Source organism: Pseudarthrobacter sp. LT1 (assembly GCF_035621795.1).
Classification (GTDB): Bacteria; Actinomycetota; Actinomycetes; order Actinomycetales; family Micrococcaceae; genus Arthrobacter.
Window position 1 is genome coordinate 1 of record NZ_CP141830.1, and the last position, 20,822, is coordinate 20,822.

Genomic DNA, 20,822 nt, shown 5'->3' on the forward strand with positions numbered 1-20,822 from the left:
GACTGTGCATAACCCTGTGGATTAAGCTGGGCCAGCACCCTGGTTCCGGACTTGGGGCTGCAGGCAATGCAGGCATAGCAAGTTTTGAGGGAACCGATTGATGACAGTAGACGAAGCCAACCACGCCAATACTGTCGGAAGTTCCTGGCGCCGGGTTGTCAGCCTGCTGGAACAGGACCACCGCGTATCACCCCGCCAGCGTGGCTTTGTCATCCTTGCCCAGGCGCAGGGTCTCATTGGTTCCACGCTTTTGGTTGCCGTACCCAACGAACTCACCCGCGAGGTGCTCCAGACCCAGGTCAAGGAAGCCCTTGACGATGCACTTCACAATGTCTTCTCCGAAGACATCCGCTGCGCCATCGACGTGGACACCGATCTGGTCCCCATCCACGAGGAACCCGAAGCCACCGTCGAGCCGGCTTTCGCACCGGACCAGGTCGTCGAGCAGAAACCGCAGCCCATGCTGCCCAGCACCTCGCACGAATTCGGCCGGCTGAACCCCAAGTACGTCTTTGACACCTTCGTGATTGGTTCCTCGAACCGTTTCGCCCACGCCGCCGCCGTTGCTGTTGCCGAAGCGCCGGCCAAGGCCTACAACCCACTCTTCATCTATGGTGACTCCGGCCTGGGCAAGACCCACCTCCTGCACGCCATCGGCCACTACGCCCGGAGGCTGTACAGCGGGATCCGCGTCCGCTACGTAAATTCCGAAGAGTTCACCAACGACTTCATCAACTCCATCCGCGATGACGAGGGCACGAGCTTCAAGACGACCTACCGCAATGTGGATGTCCTGCTGATCGATGACATCCAGTTCCTGGCCGGCAAGGACCGGACGCTGGAGGAGTTCTTCCACACGTTCAATGCCCTGCACAACAACAACAAGCAGGTGGTCATCACCTCGGACCAGCCGCCCAAGCTGCTGGCCGGCTTCGAGGACCGCATGAAGTCACGCTTCGAGTGGGGCCTGCTGACGGACATCCAGCCGCCGGAACTCGAGACCCGAATCGCCATCCTCCGCAAGAAGGCGCTCAGCGAGGGCCTGTCGGCGCCGGACGACGCCCTCGAGTACATCGCGTCCAAAATCTCCAGCAACATCCGCGAGCTTGAAGGCGCACTGATCAGGGTAACGGCGTTCGCCAGCCTGAACCGCCAGCCGGTGGACGTGGCCCTTGCCGAGATGGTCCTGAAGGACCTGATTACCGACGACGGCGCCCAGGAGATCACGTCCGCCCAGATCCTCCAGCAGACCGCTGACTACTTCAAACTCAGCATGGAAGAACTGTGCAGCAAATCCCGGACCCGGACGCTGGTAACTGCACGGCAGATCGCCATGTACCTCTGCCGGGAGCTGACGGACATGTCACTTCCCAAGATCGGCCAGGAACTCGGCGGCCGCGACCACACCACCGTCATCCATGCCGACCGGAAGATCCGCGAGCTGATGGCGGAGCGCCGTGTGATCTACAACCAGGTGACCGAGTTGACCAACCGGATCAAGCAGCAACAGCGCGACTCCTGAATCCACACTGCGCCCGGCACTCTATACCTTATTAACAGGGGCATGTGGATAAGCCTGTGGATACTTAAGGGGACAAGCGCGGTTAATGGGCTTAAAACCCTTAAGCCGTCTGTGGATCGTTAAAAATGGCCCTTTGCGTTGTCCCCATCCACACCCTGTTTAAAACCCACTTAACGCACAGCCGGTGAACAGGGCTTAAGCGCGGAACCGCGCGGCAGAACTGGGTTATCCACAGTTTCCACAGCAGTTATTAACACTATTAATCCCAAAAAATTGAAATCCCTCAAACAACAAGAACGATCCGCACATCCGGCAGAGGGGGCCTGCGGGCCCCCGGCGGGCTGGACCGGACCCCGGGGGATGGGTTAATCCCCGATCTTCCGGCTAAGCTGTCAGCAGCGCTCCCATCCCTGGGTTTTCGTGTGGTTTCCGTCTTCGCGGACCATGCACCAGCCGGGGTGCGCCCAACTTCTTCCGGAGTTTCCTGCGAAATTCCCGGGTTTTACATGGCAGCAGCAATGAAAGGCGGCACCCTTCCGTGAAGTTCAGAGTCGATCGGGACGTCCTGGCAGAAGCCGTCACCTGGACAGCCCGGTCGTTGTCTCCGCGGCCGCCCGTACCTGTCCTCTCCGGCCTGCTTTTGAAGGCTGAAGCGGGAACCGTCAGCCTTTCGAGCTTTGACTACGAGACCTCGGCACGGCTCGAAATCACGGCCGACATCAGGGACGAGGGCACCATCCTGGTATCCGGCCGGCTGCTCGCCGACATCTGCCGGAGCCTGCCTTCTGCTCCCGTGGACGTGGAAACCGACGGCAACAAGGTCACGCTCACCTGCCGTCGAAGCAGCTTCCATCTCGCCACCATGCCGGAAGCCGAATACCCGCCCCTGCCTTCTCTGCCGGCCATCAGCGGAACCGTCCCCGGCGATGCCTTTGCGCAGGCCGTCTCACAGGTCATCATCGCGGCAAGCAAGGACGACACCCTCCCCATCCTCACCGGTGTGCGGATGGAGATCGAGGACGATCTGATCACCCTGCTGGCCACCGACCGTTACCGGCTCGCCATGCGCGAAGTTCCGTGGAAGCCGGTCACGCCCGGCATCTCCACCAGCGCCCTGGTCAAGGCCAAAACCCTCAACGAGGTAGCCAAAACGCTTGGTAACAGCGGCGACATCAACCTCGCCCTGTCCGACGACGACAGCCGGCTTATCGGCTTCGAAAGCGGCGGGCGCACCACCACATCACTGCTGGTGGACGGGGATTATCCGAAGATCCGTTCTCTGTTCCCCGAGTCCACACCCATCCACGCCACAGTGCAGACCCAGGAGCTGGTTGAAGCTGTCCGCCGTGTATCGCTCGTGGCAGAGCGCAACACTCCGGTCCGGCTGGCCTTCACGGCAGGCCTGCTGAACCTCGATGCCGGCACCGGTGAGGATGCCCAGGCATCGGAAGAACTCGAAGCCCAGCTGTCCGGTGATGACATCACGGTCGCCTTCAACCCGCACTACCTGATCGAGGGACTCAGCGTCATCGAGACTAAGTTCGTCCGGTTCTCATTCACCACCGCTCCGAAGCCCGCCATGATCACGGCCCAGGCGGACGCAGACGGCGAAGACCAGGATGACTACCGCTACCTGGTGATGCCGGTCCGACTCCCCAACTAGGCCCCACCCACCGCCAACCCGGTTCCTCCCACTAGCGCAGAAAAGAGTTCCACCATGCACATTGGACTGATCGGCCTCGGCAAAATGGGATTCAACATGCGTGAGCGCCTGCGCAAGGGAGGCCTGGAAGTCACCGGCTACGACCGGAACCCTGACGTCACGGATGCCGCCAGCGTTGATGACCTGATCGCTGCCGTTCCGGCGCCCAGGATCATCTGGGTGATGGTGCCCTCGGGCCCCATCACGGACGCCGTCATCACTGAGCTCAGCGAGAAGCTGGAAACCGGCGACCTCGTCATCGACGGCGGCAACTCCCGGTTCACCGAGGATCAGAAGCACGGCGAACTCCTCGCCGCCAAGGGAATCCGCTTCGCGGACTGCGGCGTGTCCGGCGGAGTCTGGGGCCTGCAGAACGGCTACGGGCTCATGGCCGGCGGCGACGCCGCGGATATCGAACGTGCCCTGCCCGTCTTCGATGCGCTGCGGCCGGAAGGTGAAAGGGCGGACAGTTTTGTCCACGTCGGCGGCATCGGGGCCGGCCACTACGCCAAGATGGTCCACAACGGAATCGAATACGGCCTGATGCAGGCCTACGCCGAAGGCTACGAACTGCTCGCCGCCAAGGACATCGTCACCGACCTTCCCGGCACGTTCAGGGCATGGCAGAAGGGAACGGTAGTCCGTTCATGGCTCCTAGACCTCATGGTCAAGGCCCTTGACGAAGATCCCGGTTTGGCCACCATTGACGACTACGTGGAGGATTCCGGCGAAGGCCGGTGGACCGTGGAGGAAGCCATCGCCAACGCGGTCCCCGCCCCGGCCATCACCGCCGCGCTGTTCGCCCGGTTCGCATCCCGGGAGGACACCTCGCCCGCCATGAAGATGGTTTCCGCGCTGCGCCACCAGTTCGGCGGCCACGCAACCCGTCCCGCCAAGTAGTACCCACCGGGAACCAGCAGAGTTCCCAGAATTGCCGAAAACCGCGTGTATCTGGAACACCTTTCCCTGACCGACTTCCGCAGTTATGCCCAGGTTGACCTCACCCTGGGACCGGGCGTCACCGTCCTGGTGGGTTACAACGGCATCGGCAAGACCAACCTGATGGAGGCCATCGGGTACCTGGCCACGCTCAGTTCCCACCGGGTCAGCTCGGACGCGCCCCTGCTCAGGTTCGGGACGGAACGCGCACTGGTCCGCGCGCGGCTGGTCCGCGGCACGCAGACCACGGTCCTTGAGCTGGAAATCAACGCCGGCCGCGCCAACCGGGGACGCATCAACCGCAGCAACCCCGTCCGGGCCCGCGACATACTCGGCATCTGCCAGACGGTCCTGTTTGCCCCGGAGGACCTGGCACTGGTCAAGGGGGATCCATCGAACCGCCGCCGCTTCCTGGACGAGCTGCTGGCAAGCCTTATCCCGCACCATGCTGCCACCCGCAGCGACTATGACCGGGTCCTGAAACAACGCAACGCCCTGCTCAAATCGGCGCGCGCGGGCAGGTTTACCGCCGCACACGAATCCACCCTGGACGTGTGGGACCAGCACATGGCCCGGGCGGGAGCGGAGTTGCTGCACGCGCGGCTGGAACTGGTCGAACGGCTCCGCCCGTATCTTGCCCGCGCCTACGCCCAACTCACGGACGCCTCCAAGCCGGCGGATGCCACCTACCGGTCGACGCTCCAAAGCCAGATGGACGACGACGGCGTCCCTGCGGGAAGTGCGCAGCGCTCCGCAACAGGAGGTGCTTCAGACGGCCAGGATGATCTTCGCCTTCTCTCCGTGGAACAGCTCACCGAACGCTACGTCCAGGCGTTCGCCGAATCCCGCAAGAAGGAACTGGAACGGGGCATATCCCTGGTTGGACCGCACCGAGACGAACTGGAACTCATGCTCGGGCAGGCGCCCGCCAAAGGATATGCGTCGCATGGTGAGACCTGGTCCATGTGCCTGTCCCTCCGGCTGGCCTCGTACTACGTAATGCTGGACGACGCCCGGACCGGAGGTTCTGCCCCCATCCTCATCCTTGACGACGTCTTTGCCGAACTGGACGTCCAGCGGCGGCGTAAACTGGCGGCAATAGTCTCCGGCGCGGAACAGGTCCTGGTGACCGCCGCCGTCGACGCCGATATTCCGGAGGAACTGTCCGGGCGGCGGGTGAAGGTCATCCCGGGAGGTATCGATGAGCAGTGACCAGGGCGGCGGGCTCCAGCCCGGACGCGAGCCTGACGACATCGATGCGCCGCAGGCGGCGCTGAACCGGATGCGCGAAGCGGCGGCCGCGCGGGGCGAAGTGCGCCGGAAAGTTGCACGGCCCGGTTCCCCAAAGGCTAAAGGCAGTATCCGGGACACCCGCGGCTTCAGCCAGTTCCACGCCACCGGCCGGGACCCATTGGGCCTGGGGAAGGTGGTCGGACGGCTGGTTGCCGAGCGGGGCTGGACTTCACCTGTGGCTGTCGGATCGGTCATGGCCGAGTGGCCCACGCTGGTGGGGCCGGAAATCTCTGCCCACTGCACGCCGGAAAGCTTCACCGACACCACCCTGCACGTGCGGTGCGATTCCACTGCCTGGGCCACCCAACTTCGTCTTTTGAGCAGCAGCCTGCTCGACAAATTCCGCCGCGAACTGGGCGACGGGGTGGTCACCAGCATCCAGGTGCTGGGACCCTCCGCACCAAGCTGGCGCAAGGGCGGACGCAGTGTCAACGGCCGTGGTCCGCGGGACACGTACGGATAGTCAGGACGGCGGCTCTTGAAACTGCGCGCAACGGCGTGTAGGGCGCTGTAAGCACCGCGGCGTGTATAGGCACCCGGAGGCCGTACCGCTGGGCCGCCCTAGGCGCGGCCAAGAGCCTCGCACAGCCATATTCACCGGCGCTGAAGGCTCCGGAATGCGGGAATATGTCCTGGTTCACGGTAGAATTGGTGCAGATAACTGGGCGCGGATGAAACGTTGACTTCAGTCCGTTCTGCGCGCGCTCTCCGCGCGCGGAGCGCGGACCACCAACCGTCAGCAGGTCACCGGCGCCATAAGTTTGTGCCTGTTGGCGGGTGCCTTTTCCCTGGGAAAAGGCACCGGCCGGCCATCATCGAGAACAGAGGAGTCGCAGCGCCTGTGGCTAACGACAATACAGATATTCTGGCAGCAGATACAGCAGTCGAGGATGGCCGCACCCCTGATACTCCACCCGCGCCAGCCACCCCAAGGGAGTACGGCGCCAGTGACATCACCGTGCTGGAGGGCCTTGAAGCTGTCCGCAAGCGTCCGGGCATGTACATCGGCTCCACCGGTCCCCGTGGCCTGCACCACCTGGTCTACGAAGTGGTGGACAACTCTGTGGATGAGGCGCTGGCCGGTTACTGCAGCCATATCGAGATCGTCCTGCAGGCCGATGGCGGCGTAAAAGTGGTCGATGACGGCCGTGGCATTCCGGTGGATATGCACCCCACGGAACACAAACCCACCGTCGAGGTGGTCATGACCATCCTGCACGCGGGCGGCAAGTTCGGCGGCGGCGGATACGCCGTTTCCGGTGGCCTGCACGGCGTGGGCATCTCGGTGGTCAACGCACTGTCCAGCCGCGTGGATACCGAAGTGCGCCGCCAGGGGCACGTGTGGCGGATGTCCTTCGCTGACGGCGGCAAGCCGCAGGGCAGCCTGGTCAAGGGCGAAGAGACAGACGCCACCGGCACCACCCAGACCTTCTACCCGGACCCGGCGATTTTCGAAACCACCGAATTCGATTTCGAAACGCTGCGCGCCCGCTTCCAGCAGATGGCCTTCCTGAACAAGGGACTGCGCATCACCCTGACGGATGAGCGTGCTGCAGCCAGCGACGACGCCGACGGTGACCTGGACCTCGACGACCTCAGCACCGAGGGTGAGGTCAGCGCCGAACACCGCACCGTGGTGTACCAGTACAACGAAGGCCTGCTGGACTACGTCAGGCACCTGAACTCGGGCAAGAAGGTGGAGGTGGTCCACGAGGACGTCATCGCCTTCGAAACCGAGGACACGGAGCGCCGCATTGCCCTGGAAATGGCAATGCAGTGGACCAGCGCCTACTCGGAAAGCGTCCACACCTACGCCAACACCATCAACACCCACGAGGGCGGCACGCACGAAGAAGGCTTCCGCGCCGCCATGACCTCCCTCATCAACCGGTATGCCCGCGAAAAAGGCATTATCAAGGAGAAGGACGACAACCTCACGGGCGACGACATCCGCGAGGGCCTCACCGCCGTCATCTCGGTCAAGCTGGCCGAACCCCAGTTCGAGGGCCAGACCAAGACCAAGCTGGGCAACTCCGAGGTTAAGGGCTTCGTCCAGCGCGTGGTCACTGACGGCCTGGGCGACTGGCTGGAGCGCAACCCCGGTCCCGCCCGCGACGTGATCCGCAAGGCGATCTCTGCCGCGCAGGCCAGGATGGCGGCACGGAAGGCCCGCGACAACGCCCGGCGCAAGAGCCCGCTGGAATCCTTTGGCATGCCTGGCAAGCTTTCGGACTGCTCCTCCAAGGACCCGGAAAAATGCGAGGTCTACATCGTGGAGGGTGACTCGGCCGGCGGCTCCGCCAAGCGCGGCCGCAACCCCGAGACCCAGGCCATCCTTCCCCTCCGCGGCAAGATCCTGAACGTGGAGCGCGCACGCCTGGACAAGGCCCTGGGCAACGCGGAAGTGCAGTCCATGATCACTGCCTTCGGTACCGGCATCGGCGAGGACTTTGACCTGGCCAAGCTGCGGTACCACAAGATCGTGCTCATGGCAGATGCCGACGTGGACGGCCAGCACATCACCACGCTGTTGATGACACTGCTGTTCCGTTACATGCGGCCCCTCATCGAGAACGGCTACGTATACCTGGCCCAGCCGCCGCTGTACCGGATCAAGTGGTCCAACGCACCGCACGATTATGTGTACAGCGACCGCGAACGCGATGCCAAGCTTGTGTCCGGCCAGGCCGCCGGCCGCCGCATCCCCAAGGACAACGGCATCCAGCGCTACAAGGGCCTTGGCGAGATGGACTACACCGAGCTCTGGGACACCACCATGGACCCCGACCACCGCACCCTGCTGCAGGTGACCATGGACGATGCCCTGGCTGCCGACCAGATCTTCTCCGTCCTTATGGGCGAAGACGTCGAATCCCGCCGCAACTTCATCCAGCAGAACGCCAAGGACGTCCGGTTCCTGGACATCTAAGGATCCGCTCCAAAGTATTCGGAACCAGACATATACCTGAAACGGAAAATATTTAATGAGCGACGAAACCCCCGAGAATTCCGCCCCTGAGGCCGGAACTCCGGACACCGTTCTTGAAGGCGACGTGCTGATCGACCGTGTGGAACAGGTGGACCTGCAGACGGAAATGCAGCGGTCCTACCTGGACTACGCCATGGCCGTCATCGTGGGGCGTGCCCTCCCGGACGTTCGCGACGGCCTCAAGCCGGTGCACCGCCGCGTGCTCTACGCGATGTTCGACGGCGGTTACCGCCCCGACCGGTCCTTCAACAAGTGCGCCCGCGTGGTCGGCGAGGTCATGGGCCAGTACCACCCCCATGGCGACACCGCGATCTACGACGCCCTGGTACGCCTCATCCAGGACTGGACCATGCGCTACCCGTTGGCGCTCGGGCAGGGCAACTTCGGCTCGCCGGGCAACGACGGCGCCGCCGCACCGCGGTATACCGAAACCAAGATGGCGCCCCTGGCCATGGAAATGGTCCGGGACATCGACGAGGAAACCGTTGATTTCCAGGACAACTACGACGGCAAGAACCAGGAACCCACCATCCTGCCGGCACGGTTCCCCAACCTGCTGGTGAACGGTTCCTCCGGTATCGCTGTTGGCATGGCCACCAACATCCCGCCGCACAACCTCCGCGAAGTGGCTGACGGCGTGCAATGGTACCTGGCCAACCCCGGTGCCACGCGCGAGGAACTCCTCGAGGAATTGCTGGTGCGGGTCAAGGGCCCGGATTTCCCCACCGGAGCCACCATCCTTGGCCACAAGGGCATTGAGGACGCCTACCGGACCGGCCGCGGATCGGTCACCATGCGCGCAGTGGTCGCAGTAGAGGAACTGCAGGGCCGCACGTGCCTGGTGGTCACCGAACTTCCGTACCAGGCCAACCCGGACAACCTGGCCATCAAGATTGCCGAACTGGTCAAGGACGGCAAAATCTCCGGCATCGCCGACCTCCGCGATGAGACCTCCGGACGCACCGGCCAGCGCCTGGTCATTGTGCTGAAGCGTGACGCAGTTCCCAAGGTGGTGCTGAACAACCTCTACAAGCACACCGAACTGCAGAGCAACTTCTCCGCCAACATGCTGGCCATCGTTGACGGTGTGCCGCGGACGCTGAGCCTCGATGCGTTCATCCGCCACTGGGTGACGCACCAGATGGACGTCATTGCGCGCCGCACCCGGTACCGCCTGCGCAAAGCGGAAGAGGAAGCCCATATCCTCCGTGCCCTCCTGAAGGCACTGGATATGCTCGACGAGGTCATCGCCCTCATCCGCGCTTCCAACACCACCGAAGCCGCCCGCGACGGGCTGATGGAACTGCTGGACATCGATGAGCTGCAGGCCCGGGCCATCCTGGACATGCAGCTGCGCCGCCTGGCCGCACTGGAACGCCAGAAGATCCAGGACCGGCATGCCGAACTTGAGGCCCTGATCGAGGAGTACAACGCGATCCTGGGTTCCGAGCAGCGACAGCGCGAGATCATCAGCGTCGAGCTGGGCGAAATCGTGGACAAGCACGGCGACGACCGGCGGACCAAGATCCTCATGGGCTACGACGGTGACATGTCCATGGAGGACCTGATCCCCGAAGAGGAGATGGTGGTCACCATCACCCGCGGCGGCTACGTCAAGCGCACCCGCAGCGACAACTACCGGTCGCAGCAGCGCGGCGGAAAGGGCATCAAGGGTGCCCAGCTTCGTGGTGACGACGTGGTGGAACACTTCTTTGTCACCACCACCCACCACTGGTTGCTGTTCTTTACCAACCTGGGCCGCGTCTACCGTGCCAAGGCGTACGAACTGATGGAAGCGGGCCGGGACGCCAAGGGCCAGCACGTGGCCAACCTCTTGGCGTTCCAGCCGGATGAACATATTGCCCAGGTTCTGGACCTGAAGGACTACCAGCAGGCGCCGTACCTGGTGCTGGCCACCAAGAGGGGCCTGGTGAAGAAGACCAGGCTGGAGGATTACGACACCAACCGTTCCGCCGGCGTGATCGCGATCAACCTGCGCGACGGCGACGAACTGGTCTCCGCCCAGCTGGTGTCGGAAACCGACGACCTCTTCCTGGTTTCCCGCAAGGGCCAGTCCATCCGCTTCACCGCCACCGATGACGCACTGCGCCCCATGGGACGTGCCACATCCGGCGTTACCGGCATGAAGTTCCGCGAGGACGACGAACTGCTGGCCGCCGACGTGGTCACCGACGGTTCGTTCGTGTTCATCGTGACCGAAGGCGGGTACGCCAAGCGCACGGCAGTGGAGGAATACCGCCTGCAGGGCCGTGGCGGACTGGGTATCAAGGTCGGCAAATACCAGGAAGAACGCGGCCACCTGGTAGGTGCGCTGATCGTCCAGGAAGAAGATGAAGTCCTGGTGGTCATGGAAGGCGGCAAGGTTGTCCGTTCCTCCGTTACCGGGGTTCCGGCCAAGGGCCGCGACACCATGGGCGTCATCTTCGCCAAACCGGACAAGAATGACCGGATTATCGAGGTGGCACGTAACAGCGAACGCGGTCTTGAGGACGAGGAATCCGCCGGGGATGACGTAACGTTGGCTGAAGATGGCGGGACCGCTGGGGAATCCGCCGCGCCAGCAATGGCAGAAGAATCACCGGCCGTTGAGTCAGAGGACGCCTCGGGCGACGCTGAGCCGAACGAAGACAACACGGAGGTAACGAGTGAGTAATTCCGACTCATTTCCCAAGCCGAACAGTACTGTTCCCGACGGGAACCGGCCTTCAGCGGCACCCCGCGTGAACGCCCCCGTTCGTCCGCAGCAGCGCCCCGCGGCGCCAGCCGGCGCTCCGGGCCAGCGCCCTGCCGTCCCTGGCCAGCGGCCGCAGCAGGGCGACCGCCCCGTGCAGCCCGGCCAGCGCCCCTTCCAGGGCCAGCCCGGACAGCGTCCTGCGCAGGGCGCCTCCAGCCAGGGAACCCCTGGCCTGGTGAAGCCGGCGCCGAAGGCAAAGGTCCGGCGGGCCCGGCTCCTTATCAGCAAGGTGGACCCGTGGTCCGTCCTGAAGATGGCATTCCTGCTGTCCGTGGCACTGGGGATCGTGACTGTGGTGGCCGCCATTGTCCTGTGGACGGTCCTGGACCTCACCGGGATCTTCGACCAGGTGGACAGCCTGCTCGGCACGCTCGCCGGCTCGGAAAGCGGCGGCTTCGAACTGAAGAAGGTGGCTTCGCTGGGCCAGGTTGCCTCGTTCGCCACCATCATCGCCGTGGTTAACGTTGTCCTGCTGACAGCACTGTCCATGCTTTCGGCTGTCCTCTACAACATCTCTGCCACCCTGGTGGGCGGCATTGGCGTGACCCTCACCGACGATTAGGAACCATTTTCGCCGGGCCCGCACCGGCGAAAAGGCCCGATTTGAGATCGGGCCGGGGTGTGCTGTAGAGTCATGTCTCGGCCCGATGAGGGTTTGAGGGCGTATAGCTCAGGCGGTTAGAGCGCTTCGCTGATAACGAAGAGGTCCCAGGTTCAAGTCCTGGTACGCCCACGGAACCTGTGCAGGTTTCAAACGGAGGTTTGGTCCGGATTCATCCGGTACCGGATCGGAACGGGGAGCATTGTGAAAAAGTTGCTTGTACTGGCAGCGGCAATCGCAGGCTTCCTGGTCTACCGGAAAGCACAGGAATCCGAAGCCCGGAAGACAGTCTGGAGCAAGTCAACCGATACGGTGGACTAGGCCGGACACCCCCTCTGGGAGCCTGTCAAGGGCTTCCTGGTTCTAGGGTATGATGGACGGGTTGCTTCTTATGGGGGCATGGCGCAATTGGTAGCGCACCTGCTTTGCAAGCAGGGGGTTCGGGGTTCGAGTCCCCGTGCCTCCACCATAAGGAAGTCCCGGTCAGCGGAAACGCCGGCCGGGACTTTTTGCTTTCCATCTGCGCAAGGAACCAGCACCAAGGGGGCTGCATTGAACTTCTTCTTCGCTGCCCTGGGGGTCCTGGGCGTTGCATCATCCGGGCCCTTGATCGCGGCCACGCTCGGCGCCACGAGTGTCAGCGCCCTTGCCATCGCCTTCTGGCGCAACGCCATCGGCGCCGCCGTCATGGCCTCCCCCACTCTGGTCCGGGAGCCCGGCCAGTTCCGCAGGATCAGCCGCCGCGAGTTCCGCTGGTCGATGCTGGCTGCCATCGCGCTTGCGCTGCACTTCGCCTGCTTCATCACATCCCTTCAGCTGACATCCGTTGCAGCTGCCACCGCGCTGGTCTGCCTGCAGTCAGCCTGGATTGCCGTCTTCCAGCTCTTCCGCGGCGTCCGCCATCGCTGGCAGGTCCTGGCGGGGCTGGGAATCGCCTTTGGCGGGGTTGTGGCGATCACCGGCTTCGATATGGGCTCTTCCCCGCAGGCCCTCACGGGAGACCTGCTGGCGATGGCCGGGGGCGCCCTTGCCGGCCTTTACACGCTCGCGGGTGGCAAGGCACGGCAAAGCATGACCACAGGAACCTACACCACGCTCTGCTACGGAATGTGCGCCGCCCTCGTGGCCGTCCTTGCCCTGTTCGCGGGCCAGCCCCTGACAGGGTTTGAGCCGGCCGGGTGGCTGGGCATCGCAGCAATCACCGTCTGCGCACAATTGGTTGGCCACACCGCCTTCAACCACCTGCTGGCCACCATGAGCCCGCTCATCGTCTCCATGATCATCCTCCTGGAAATCCCGGGGGCAGCGCTTTTGGCAGCCGTGTTCCTGCACGAGACCCTGCCCGCAGGCACCTATGCCGGGCTCGGCCTGATCCTGGCGGGACTCGCCGTCGTGGTCCTCGGTCAAAGGAACAGCAGAAGTCAAAGGAGCAGCAGGGGCCAGGGGAGCGGCAGGCGCGGCAGCCGTGGAACGGCACCCACGGAGGAACCGCCGTCGGACCGCCTGGCCGGGCTGGGAACTGACTGAGCGCTACTGTCCGCCGCGGCGGACCGGCTGCGCAGTGTTGACCGTGTGGATGGCCCTGAGGAGCTTGGCCGGAAAGTACACCGAGAAGAAGACCACCATGGGGGCCTTGAGCGCCATCTTCCTGACGTTGTGGGCTTTGTAGGTCCGGTCAAAGCGGGTGACGTAGTAGCGGTAGTCCCGCGGTGAATCCTCCAGGCGGCGCGCGGACATCCCGGACACCATTTGCGGCCAGTAACGCACCGGCAGTTCATGGTCGGCCAGGTGCAGGGACAGGTCGATGTCCTCGTGCATCTCGTCCTTCTCGTCGCGGCAGGTCTCGGAACGGATGGTCTCCCAGGCGGTGCCCCGCAGGGCCATGTTGGAGCCGAACAGGAAATGGTACTGGTGCTTGGCCAGCTTCAGCATGAGCTGGCGCATTTTGTCGTCCGCCTTGAGTCCGAACCGGCGCATCGGCATGTCGTAATAGACCACGGGGCCGGTGGCGGCCTGGACCGACTGGTCAGCGAAGGCCTTCTGCACCTGTTCAACCCAGTCGGGTTCCACGATGGAGTCAGCGTCAATCCGCCCCAGGATGTCCCCGGTGGCACTGTCCAGACCGAAGTTCCTGGTGGGGATGAGTCCCTGCTCCCGGTCCTGGCTCAGGAGGATGATGGGGCTTTCCGGATACTCGAGCTGCATCTGGCGCACAATGTCAGCGGTCCGGTCCTTCGAAAGGTTGTCCACCACGATGACCTCGTGGGCGGGAACGGACTGGTAGATCGCAGCTATCAGGCACTGCCTGATCACGCTCTCCTCGTTGTACGCCGGGATGACGATTGACACGCGGAGCTGTACGGCTGCGTCGTTCACGGCATCCCCAGAGGATCGATTGGCTGACATCACTTCAAATCTAGCATCCGGGAAACGTCCTGCCACGGTCACCGCGGTCCGGATGAACCGCGGTCAGGGGGTCTGGGACAGCCGGTTTCCAGGGCCTGTCCGGGCATGCAAAAGGGGCCCCGTCGCAAAACGGAGCCCCTTGCAACAGCGTGAGAACTAGGCCTGGCTGCTGCCCTTGTCTTCATCGGCAACCGTCTTGGCGCCGCCTTCGGTGTCGTCGGCAACGTGCTTGGCCTTGTCGGCAGCTTCTGCGGACTTTTCCTTGACCGCGTCCGCTGCGTCGGCGGACTTGTCGGCCACGGCACCGGCACCGGAAGCAGCCGCGGAAGCACCCTTGTCAGCGGCGTCAGCAGTGGTTTCCTTGACATCGCTGACGGTGGTGGCCGGAACCGGCGCAGGAGTCGGCGTGACCGGCGAGGGGGTCTTCCACGGGTCTTCCACGGGCTTGGATGCCTTCCATGCGGCAACGCCCGCGGCAACGGCAGCGGCCACGACGCCGAAGATCAGCCAGCCACGCTTCTTGGGCTTCTCCGGCTGGGCAAGCTGCACATCGACGGCGCGGCTTGCTCCTGCCGCGGCTGCCTTCAGCTGCGTCCCGGTGGCCTGGGCCTGCTCCTGGAGGGCGTGGATGATTCCCACGTCCCCGAGCTTCTGCGCGACTGCGTCAACCCGTGCCGGGGTGTTTTCCAGGGTGCGGTGAACGGCGCCGGACGCCACGCCAATCTGGTCCGAGAGCTTGGGCAGGTACTCCACCACTACCCGGTCACGGGCATTCAGGACCACCGGGGTGGCCTTGTCCAGGGCTTCGTGCAGCCTGGGCGATGCGCCTTCAACCACGTCATTGATCTTCGGGGCCAGGTGGGCCAGTCCGTCCTGGATCCGCGGAGTCACAGTGGCCACGCCGTCGGCCAGGCTGTGGGCCGCCGTCTTCAGTCCTTCCTGGATCTTGGGAGATGCGCTGTCCAGGCCCTGCTGCAGCCGGGGAACAGCCCAATCCACGGCAGCTTCCACCCGGGGGGCCGCCCAATCCTTGGCGTTTTCCACCGCACTGGTGACCGACTGCTCAAGGTCACGGGCAATACGATCCGATTTCTTCACAACTACCTCCCGATTAATGTGACGGTTCTGTCGCTAGCCTACGTGCCCAGATCACCACGGGCTATTCACTCTGCGGATTTTAGGGTGATTTCACCCAGCGCGGAACTGCCCCAACCGCCGTGGCTGCCCAGGACCGGCATGGGAGAATCAACCCATGACTGCCATCGCAACTGCAAAAGCAACCATCCACACCAGCCTCGGCGACATCGTGGTTAACCTCTTCGGCAACCACGCGCCCAAGACGGTCAAGAACTTCGTTGGCCTTGCCACTGGCGAGCAGGCGTGGACCCACCCGGAAACCGGTGAGGACAAGACCGGCACGCCGCTTTACAACGGAACGATCTTCCACCGCATCATCAAGGACTTCATGATCCAGGCCGGCGATCCCCTGGGCCGTGGAACCGGTGGCCCCGGCTACCGCTTTGACGACGAGATCCACCCTGAACTGAGCTTCAACCAGCCTTACAAGCTGGCCATGGCCAACGCCGGCATCCAGATGGGCAAGGGCACCAACGGTTCACAGTTCTTCATCACCACCATTCCCACGGACTGGCTCCAGGGCAAGCACACCATCTTCGGTGAAGTGGCTGACGAGGAATCCAAGAAGGTCGTAGACGCCATCGAGGGTGTCCGCACCGGCATGGGTGACCGCCCGGTCGAGGACGTCACCATCAACAGCATCGACATCGAACAGCTGTAACGCCCCGCCATGAGTTACGGAATTCCGTCGGCTGAGCCGTCCGCCCAGGTCCCGGTTTGCCCCCGGCACCCGGACCGGCCGTCCTATGTGCGCTGCCAGCGCTGCGGGCGCCCCGCCTGCCCGGACTGCCAGCGGGCGGCCGCCGTCGGATTCCAGTGCGTTGACTGCGTGAACGAAACAAAACGTACGACGCCGGAAGTACGGAGCGTCTACGGCGGTGCCGTTGCCACCGGCAGACCTTTGGTGACGTACGGCATCATTGCAGCCTGCGTTGTCGTCTACGCGCTGCAGATGCTGATTCCCGGGGACTGGGTATATAAACAGTTCGCGTACAACAACATCTTTGCCGCCCCCCAGTACGGCGCCTTTGAGCCGTGGCGGATGGTGACCTCGGCCTTCCTCCATTCCCCGGATTCGCTGCTGCACATCCTCCTGAACATGTACACGCTGTGGATTTTCGGCCAGGCCCTGGAGCCCATCCTTGGCCGGGTCCGCTTCCTGGCGCTGTACCTTATCTCCGCCTTTGGGGGTTCAGTGGGCTACCTGCTGATGAACCCTGTGCTGGTGCCAGGGCAGGGCCTGGTGGGGTTGGTGGGCGCCTCCGGTGCCATCTTCGGCCTCTTCGGCGCCATGCTGCTGGTCCAACGGCAGCGCGGCGGGGACACACGGCAGTTGTGGGTTCTGATCGCCATCAACGGCGTCATCGGCTTCCTGATTCCGCATATCGCCTGGCAGGCCCACCTGGGCGGGCTCATCACCGGCGGCCTCTGCGCCGCAGTCCTTGCCTACACACCCCGGGGACGCCGCCAGGGCCTGCTCCAGGCACTGGGGCTGGCCGCCGTTTTTGCGCTGCTTGTGGCCGCGAGCTGGGTGCGCGTGACGCTTTAGGCGCCGCTGGTCCACAATCAACCGGAATGCCCCCGTCACCAATGGTGACGGGGGCATTCGTGTTTTCCACAGTGCTTTTCCACAGTGTTGGTAACTTACATAGCTGTAGTTCAGGTGCCAATTTGGCCCATACCAGCCCCTGGCAGCTGATATCGATCCAACTGCCGGCGCTTCTCCACAGTTGTGGATAACCTGTGGGGATATTGCTGTGCGTAAGTGGATAAGCCGTACTTTGTGAGCGCTTCTGTGGAAAAGCTGGTCCATGGAACGCCCGCAGGACCGCTCTGCCGTCCTTTGCGGCAGGTTTTCGACACCGGTATCCACACTGTTAATAAGTCACAATGCTGTGGTTCGGATCGCCGTGCGTCCCGCGGCAGTAGGGGCGGCCCCGGCCAGGGGCGCGGATTTCCACGCGGTTTCCCACAGCTGTGGATAACTTGTGGGTATCGCGTTGTTGGTAAGTGGATAACACCACGGGCCGGGACGTGGAGGCCTGCCTATGATGGTTGCCTGCCAAGCCGTTCAACCGACAAGGACATCTGTGACCACCACCGACCACCTGTACCTGGATAAACAGCATCCGGCCCTGTGGAGGGCGATCAGTGGCCTGGGCCTCAAGGTGCAGGAAGCCGCAGAAGACGCCGGGATCGCGAGGGGCTTGCTGGAACTGCTCAACGTGCGGATCTCCCAGATCAACGGCTGCGCCTATTGCCTGGACCTCCACGTGCGGAAGGCCGGCGAGGCGGGAGAAAGCGCGCAGCGGCTGGCGGTGTTGCCTGCATGGCGTGAGACTGCCCTGTTCACGGACCAGGAGCGGGCGGCGCTGGCCCTGGTGGAAAGCATCACCGAACTCGGGGATGAGGAGGCTCGGGAGCATGCAGAGGCGTATGCGCGGGAGCGCCTGTCTGCTGATGAGTTTTCAGCGGTGAGCTGGGTTGCAGTGACCATGAACGCGTTCAACAGGGTGTCCATCACCAGCCACCACCCGGTCCGGCGGAACCGCCCGTAGCCTCAAGGGCCGGCACTCCGCGGATGTGTACCCTTTTAGGCTCCTGGACTTATCCACAGGTATTCCACACTGTTAATAACCACATCTTGCGGGCACGTTTTGGCGGAAGGGGCGCTGCAGGGGCATGCTGGCGCCTTCTGCAGAAACCAGGGGAAGGTTGTCCACAGTGTGGATAACCTTCCCAACAGTTGGGGATAACGGGCGGCGGTAGGGTCTTTAGGCCTGCATGGACCAGATTCCGGAGGAGCCGCGACGGTGGCTGTCCAGCAGATGGGTGTCCACGATTCCCACGGCCTCCATCAGGGCGAACATGGTGGTGGGGCCTACGAAGGAGAAGCCGCGTTTCCGGAGCGCCTTGGACAGGGCCACCGATTCCGGCGACTGCGTGGGGATATCGGCAGCCACCGCGGGCTCCGGGGTGGCTGACGGGCGGAAGCTCCAAACAAAGTCGACCAGTCCGCCATCGTTGCGAAGTTCCAGGGTGGCCTGTGCATTTTTGACTGCGGCAAGGATTTTGAGCCGGTTCCTGATGATTCCCGGATCCTGCATCAGCCGTTCCACGTCCGCGCCGCTGAACAGGGCCACCTGCTCGGGGTCGAACCCGGCAAAGGCGGCACGGAAGGCAGGGCGCTTGCGCAGGATGGTGGCCCAGGAAAGACCGGCCTGAAAGCCCTCCAGGCAGATGCGCTCGTACATGCCCTGCTCGTCAGTGACGGGCAGTCCCCATTCCTGGTCGTAGTAGTCGCGCATGAGCGGATCCGTGGCGGCCCAGGCAGGACGGGCCAGGCCATCCTCGCCAACGATCACGCCGCTGGAATCGGGAGCCAGTGTGGTCCTCCTTGGAACAGTTCCGCGGCAGGCGCTAGGAGCGCCAGCGGGTGGTCATCAGGAACCCGACGATGGCGATGCCGAAGCCTGCCACGATGTTCCATGACTGCCAGGCCTGGACCGGGAAGCGTCCCTCGCTGATGTAGAAGGTGATGATCCAGAAGAGCCCGATGATCATGAGACCGAACATGACCGGCTTGAACCACACGGGGTTGGGCTTGTACGCCTGCGGGGATGCCGGCTGGGCGGTGCTGGCGGTCTTCCTGCGAGGCTTTGACTCTGGCACTGGCTCTCCTTGGCGGGCTGGGCAAGCTCGGCGGTCCGGGCTTGGTATCCTGCAAGAAGGAACTTGCCAGCGGTCTGCGCGATCTTGGTCAAATCTGGATTCTTACTAGCAGCCAATTCTAGCCGCAGTTGATGGGCACCCGGTGCCCAGGGTGAATGCCCGGAGGGGAACGCGTGGTATTGCAGGAGAAGGCGGAGCCCGCCACTGCGCCCGCGCGCCGTCGTGCCCTCCTCAGTGGCACCATCTCTGTGCTGGGCGAGCTGCTGATTACTGCCGGCGTCATCCTCCTGCTCTTTGTGGCGTGGCAGCTGTGGTGGACCAACGTGGAATCCGATGCCAAGCAGAGCCAGGTCATCAAGGAATTCGCCCAGGACCTGGGCAGTGCCGCTCCCGCGCCGGCAGCCTCAGCCCCCGCGGCGCCACCTGCCGGCGGCGAGGATTTTGGAAAACCCATGGTGGGGACCGCTCCCGGCCACGCCGGCACCATCGGCATCATGTACATCCCCCGGTTCGGCCCCACCTACACGCGTCCCATCGTTCAGGGGACCAGCCAGGATGTCCTGGACACGCTCGGCCTGGGGCACTACAGCAATACGGCAATGCCCGGCGCGGTGGGTAACTTTGCCGTCGCAGGGCACCGGCAGACGCACGGGGCGGTGCTGGACAACATCCACACGCTGGTGCCCGGCGACAAGATCTACGTGCAAACCAAGGACGGTTACTACGTCTACGTCTTCCGGAACAACCAGATCGTGATGCCCTCCCGCACTGACGTCCTGGAACCTGTCCCCACCCAGCCGGGCGTCGCGCCCACCGAAAGCTACCTCACCATGACCAGCTGCAACCCCCGTTTCGGCGCGGAAGAACGCATCATCGCCTACGCCCTGCTGGACAGTTGGCGGCCGGCAGCGGCAGGGCCGCCGGCCGAGATCGCGGCGCAGGTTGCAGCAGCCACCGGAAGGAGCTGACCGTGTACGCCTGTATTTTCCGCCACCTTCCCGGGCCGCTCTGGCTCAGGATCATCATCTCGCTGGCGCTGATCTTCGTTGCCCTGGTCCTGATGGTCCAGTTTCTTTTCCCCTGGATGTCCCACTTCACCCAATTCACCGACTCAACGATTGGTTCCGCACACCAGCCATGACCACAACCAAGATCCTTGTAGTGGATAACTACGACAGCTTCGTCTACACCCTGGTGGGCTACCTCCAGGAACTCGGTGCCGAGACCACGGTGGTCCGCAACGATGACGTCACCCTGGCCGAGGCCATCGAGCTTGCCAGTACCCGGGACGGCGTCCTCATTTCCCCCGGTCCCGGAAATCCTGCGGAGGCGGGCGTCTGCATCGAGCTGATCAAGTGGTGCGGTGAGAACAGCGTTCCCATGTTCGGCGTGTGCCTGGGCCATCAGGCCCTGGCAGAGGCCTTCGGCGGCAAGGTGACCCACGCCCCCGAACTCATGCACGGCAAGACGTCCCAGGTGGAGCACATCGGCACCAGCGTGTTCGCCGGGCTCCCCTCCCCCGTCACTGCCACCCGCTACCACTCGCTGGCGGCGGTCCGGGAGTCCATTCCCGATGTTTTGGAAGTGACGGCGCAGACCGCGTCCGGCGTGGTCATGGGGCTGCAGCACCGGACTGCACCGTTGTGCGGGGTGCAGTTCCATCCTGAATCGGTCCTCACCGAAGGCGGGTACCAGATGCTCGGCAACTGGCTGGAGTCGCTGGGCATGAAGGGCGCGGCCGCGCGGGCTGCGAAGCTGAGCCCGCTGATCCAGCACTAGCAGGGCCCGCACCCGCCAGGCCGGGCG

General features: G+C 63.8%; 20 protein-coding genes and 2 tRNA genes. 18 read left to right on the forward strand and 4 right to left on the reverse strand.

Annotation, left to right across the window (positions count from 1 at the left end):
* Positions 1–100 precede the first annotated feature (100 nt).
* The 12 genes from dnaA to VIK36_RS00060 all read left to right on the forward strand — a co-directional run bounded on the left by dnaA (position 101) and on the right by VIK36_RS00060 (position 13,328).
* Positions 101–1,522, forward strand: a complete 1,422-nt coding sequence (gene dnaA, locus VIK36_RS00005) for a chromosomal replication initiator protein DnaA (protein ID WP_324643625.1) — start codon at positions 101–103, stop codon at positions 1,520–1,522.
* 538 nt (positions 1,523–2,060) lie between these two features.
* Positions 2,061–3,185: a DNA polymerase III subunit beta gene (gene dnaN / locus VIK36_RS00010; protein ID WP_214945168.1), complete on the forward strand. Its 1,125-nt coding sequence runs from the start codon at positions 2,061–2,063 to the stop codon at positions 3,183–3,185.
* 54 nt (positions 3,186–3,239) lie between these two features.
* Positions 3,240–4,124 (forward strand): phosphogluconate dehydrogenase (NAD(+)-dependent, decarboxylating), encoded by an 885-nt coding sequence (gene gnd / locus VIK36_RS00015; protein ID WP_324643627.1) that lies wholly within the window; start codon positions 3,240–3,242, stop codon positions 4,122–4,124.
* Between the two features lie 45 nt (positions 4,125–4,169).
* Complete coding sequence (recF, locus tag VIK36_RS00020; protein ID WP_324643628.1) at positions 4,170–5,375, forward strand: DNA replication/repair protein RecF; 1,206 nt, start codon at positions 4,170–4,172, stop codon at positions 5,373–5,375.
* A complete protein-coding gene (locus VIK36_RS00025) occupies positions 5,365–5,919 on the forward strand; it encodes a DUF721 domain-containing protein (RefSeq protein ID WP_255173839.1) in 555 nt (184 codons plus the stop codon). The genes recF and VIK36_RS00025 overlap by 11 nt, the downstream gene beginning before the upstream one ends.
* Before the next feature lie 378 nt (positions 5,920–6,297).
* Positions 6,298–8,385 carry a DNA topoisomerase (ATP-hydrolyzing) subunit B gene (gene gyrB, locus VIK36_RS00030; RefSeq protein ID WP_303694134.1) on the forward strand — a complete coding sequence of 696 codons (2,088 nt, stop codon included), beginning with the start codon at positions 6,298–6,300 and terminating at the stop codon, positions 8,383–8,385.
* A gap of 55 nt (positions 8,386–8,440) precedes the next feature.
* Positions 8,441–11,119, forward strand: a complete 2,679-nt coding sequence (gyrA, locus tag VIK36_RS00035; protein WP_255173840.1) for a DNA gyrase subunit A — start codon at positions 8,441–8,443, stop codon at positions 11,117–11,119.
* Positions 11,112–11,762 carry a DUF3566 domain-containing protein gene (locus tag VIK36_RS00040; protein WP_275181754.1) on the forward strand — a complete coding sequence of 217 codons (651 nt, stop codon included), beginning with the start codon at positions 11,112–11,114 and terminating at the stop codon, positions 11,760–11,762. Before gyrA ends, VIK36_RS00040 begins: the two co-directional genes overlap by 8 nt.
* 97 nt (positions 11,763–11,859) lie before the next feature.
* Positions 11,860–11,933, forward strand: a tRNA-Ile gene (locus VIK36_RS00045).
* A gap of 72 nt (positions 11,934–12,005) precedes the next feature.
* On the forward strand, positions 12,006–12,122 hold the full coding sequence (locus tag VIK36_RS00050) for a DLW-39 family protein (protein ID WP_210411329.1): 117 nt from the start codon (positions 12,006–12,008) through the stop codon (positions 12,120–12,122).
* 72 nt (positions 12,123–12,194) lie between these two features.
* Positions 12,195–12,270, forward strand: a tRNA-Ala gene (locus VIK36_RS00055).
* Between the two features lie 83 nt (positions 12,271–12,353).
* Positions 12,354–13,328 (forward strand): DMT family transporter, encoded by a 975-nt coding sequence (locus tag VIK36_RS00060; protein ID WP_324643630.1) that lies wholly within the window; start codon positions 12,354–12,356, stop codon positions 13,326–13,328.
* A gap of 3 nt (positions 13,329–13,331) precedes the next feature.
* Here VIK36_RS00060 and VIK36_RS00065 read toward each other — a convergent pair whose 3' ends face one another.
* Both VIK36_RS00065 and VIK36_RS00070 read right to left on the reverse strand, forming a co-directional pair.
* Entirely contained in the window at positions 13,332–14,207 is an 876-nt protein-coding gene (locus VIK36_RS00065) for a glycosyltransferase family 2 protein (RefSeq protein ID WP_324643631.1), read from the reverse strand.
* 156 nt (positions 14,208–14,363) lie between these two features.
* Positions 14,364–15,305, reverse strand: coding sequence for a hypothetical protein (locus VIK36_RS00070; RefSeq protein ID WP_255173842.1), 942 nt, complete (start codon positions 15,303–15,305; stop codon positions 14,364–14,366).
* Between the two features lie 154 nt (positions 15,306–15,459).
* On the opposite strand from VIK36_RS00070, the gene VIK36_RS00075 reads away from it, so the two are divergent.
* From VIK36_RS00075 to VIK36_RS00085, 3 genes are all read left to right on the forward strand, one after another.
* Positions 15,460–16,005, forward strand: a complete 546-nt coding sequence (locus VIK36_RS00075; RefSeq protein ID WP_255173843.1) for a peptidylprolyl isomerase — start codon at positions 15,460–15,462, stop codon at positions 16,003–16,005.
* 9 nt (positions 16,006–16,014) lie between these two features.
* Positions 16,015–16,893, forward strand: a complete 879-nt coding sequence (locus VIK36_RS00080) for a rhomboid family intramembrane serine protease (RefSeq protein WP_324643632.1) — start codon at positions 16,015–16,017, stop codon at positions 16,891–16,893.
* A gap of 541 nt (positions 16,894–17,434) precedes the next feature.
* Complete coding sequence (locus VIK36_RS00085) at positions 17,435–17,902, forward strand: carboxymuconolactone decarboxylase family protein (protein ID WP_324643633.1); 468 nt, start codon at positions 17,435–17,437, stop codon at positions 17,900–17,902.
* A gap of 216 nt (positions 17,903–18,118) precedes the next feature.
* Here the strand turns inward: VIK36_RS00085 and VIK36_RS00090 are convergent, their stop codons facing one another.
* Positions 18,119–18,709, reverse strand: coding sequence for a DNA-3-methyladenine glycosylase I (locus VIK36_RS00090; protein WP_420716234.1), 591 nt, complete (start codon positions 18,707–18,709; stop codon positions 18,119–18,121).
* Positions 18,710–18,764: 55 nt separating this feature from the next.
* Positions 18,765–19,016, reverse strand: coding sequence for a cell division protein CrgA (locus VIK36_RS00095; RefSeq protein ID WP_141158788.1), 252 nt, complete (start codon positions 19,014–19,016; stop codon positions 18,765–18,767).
* A 173-nt stretch (positions 19,017–19,189) separates the two neighbouring features.
* On the opposite strand from VIK36_RS00095, the gene VIK36_RS00100 reads away from it, so the two are divergent.
* Genes VIK36_RS00100 through VIK36_RS00110 form a run of 3 tightly spaced genes read left to right on the forward strand, consistent with a single transcriptional unit; the run spans position 19,190 to position 20,795 of the window.
* Complete coding sequence (locus VIK36_RS00100) at positions 19,190–19,984, forward strand: class E sortase (RefSeq protein WP_324643634.1); 795 nt, start codon at positions 19,190–19,192, stop codon at positions 19,982–19,984.
* 2 nt (positions 19,985–19,986) lie between these two features.
* A complete protein-coding gene (locus tag VIK36_RS00105; protein ID WP_324643635.1) occupies positions 19,987–20,157 on the forward strand; it encodes a hypothetical protein in 171 nt (56 codons plus the stop codon).
* Entirely contained in the window at positions 20,154–20,795 is a 642-nt protein-coding gene (locus VIK36_RS00110; RefSeq protein WP_255173846.1) for an aminodeoxychorismate/anthranilate synthase component II, read from the forward strand. Before VIK36_RS00105 ends, VIK36_RS00110 begins: the two co-directional genes overlap by 4 nt.
* Positions 20,796–20,822: the final 27 nt, after the last annotated feature.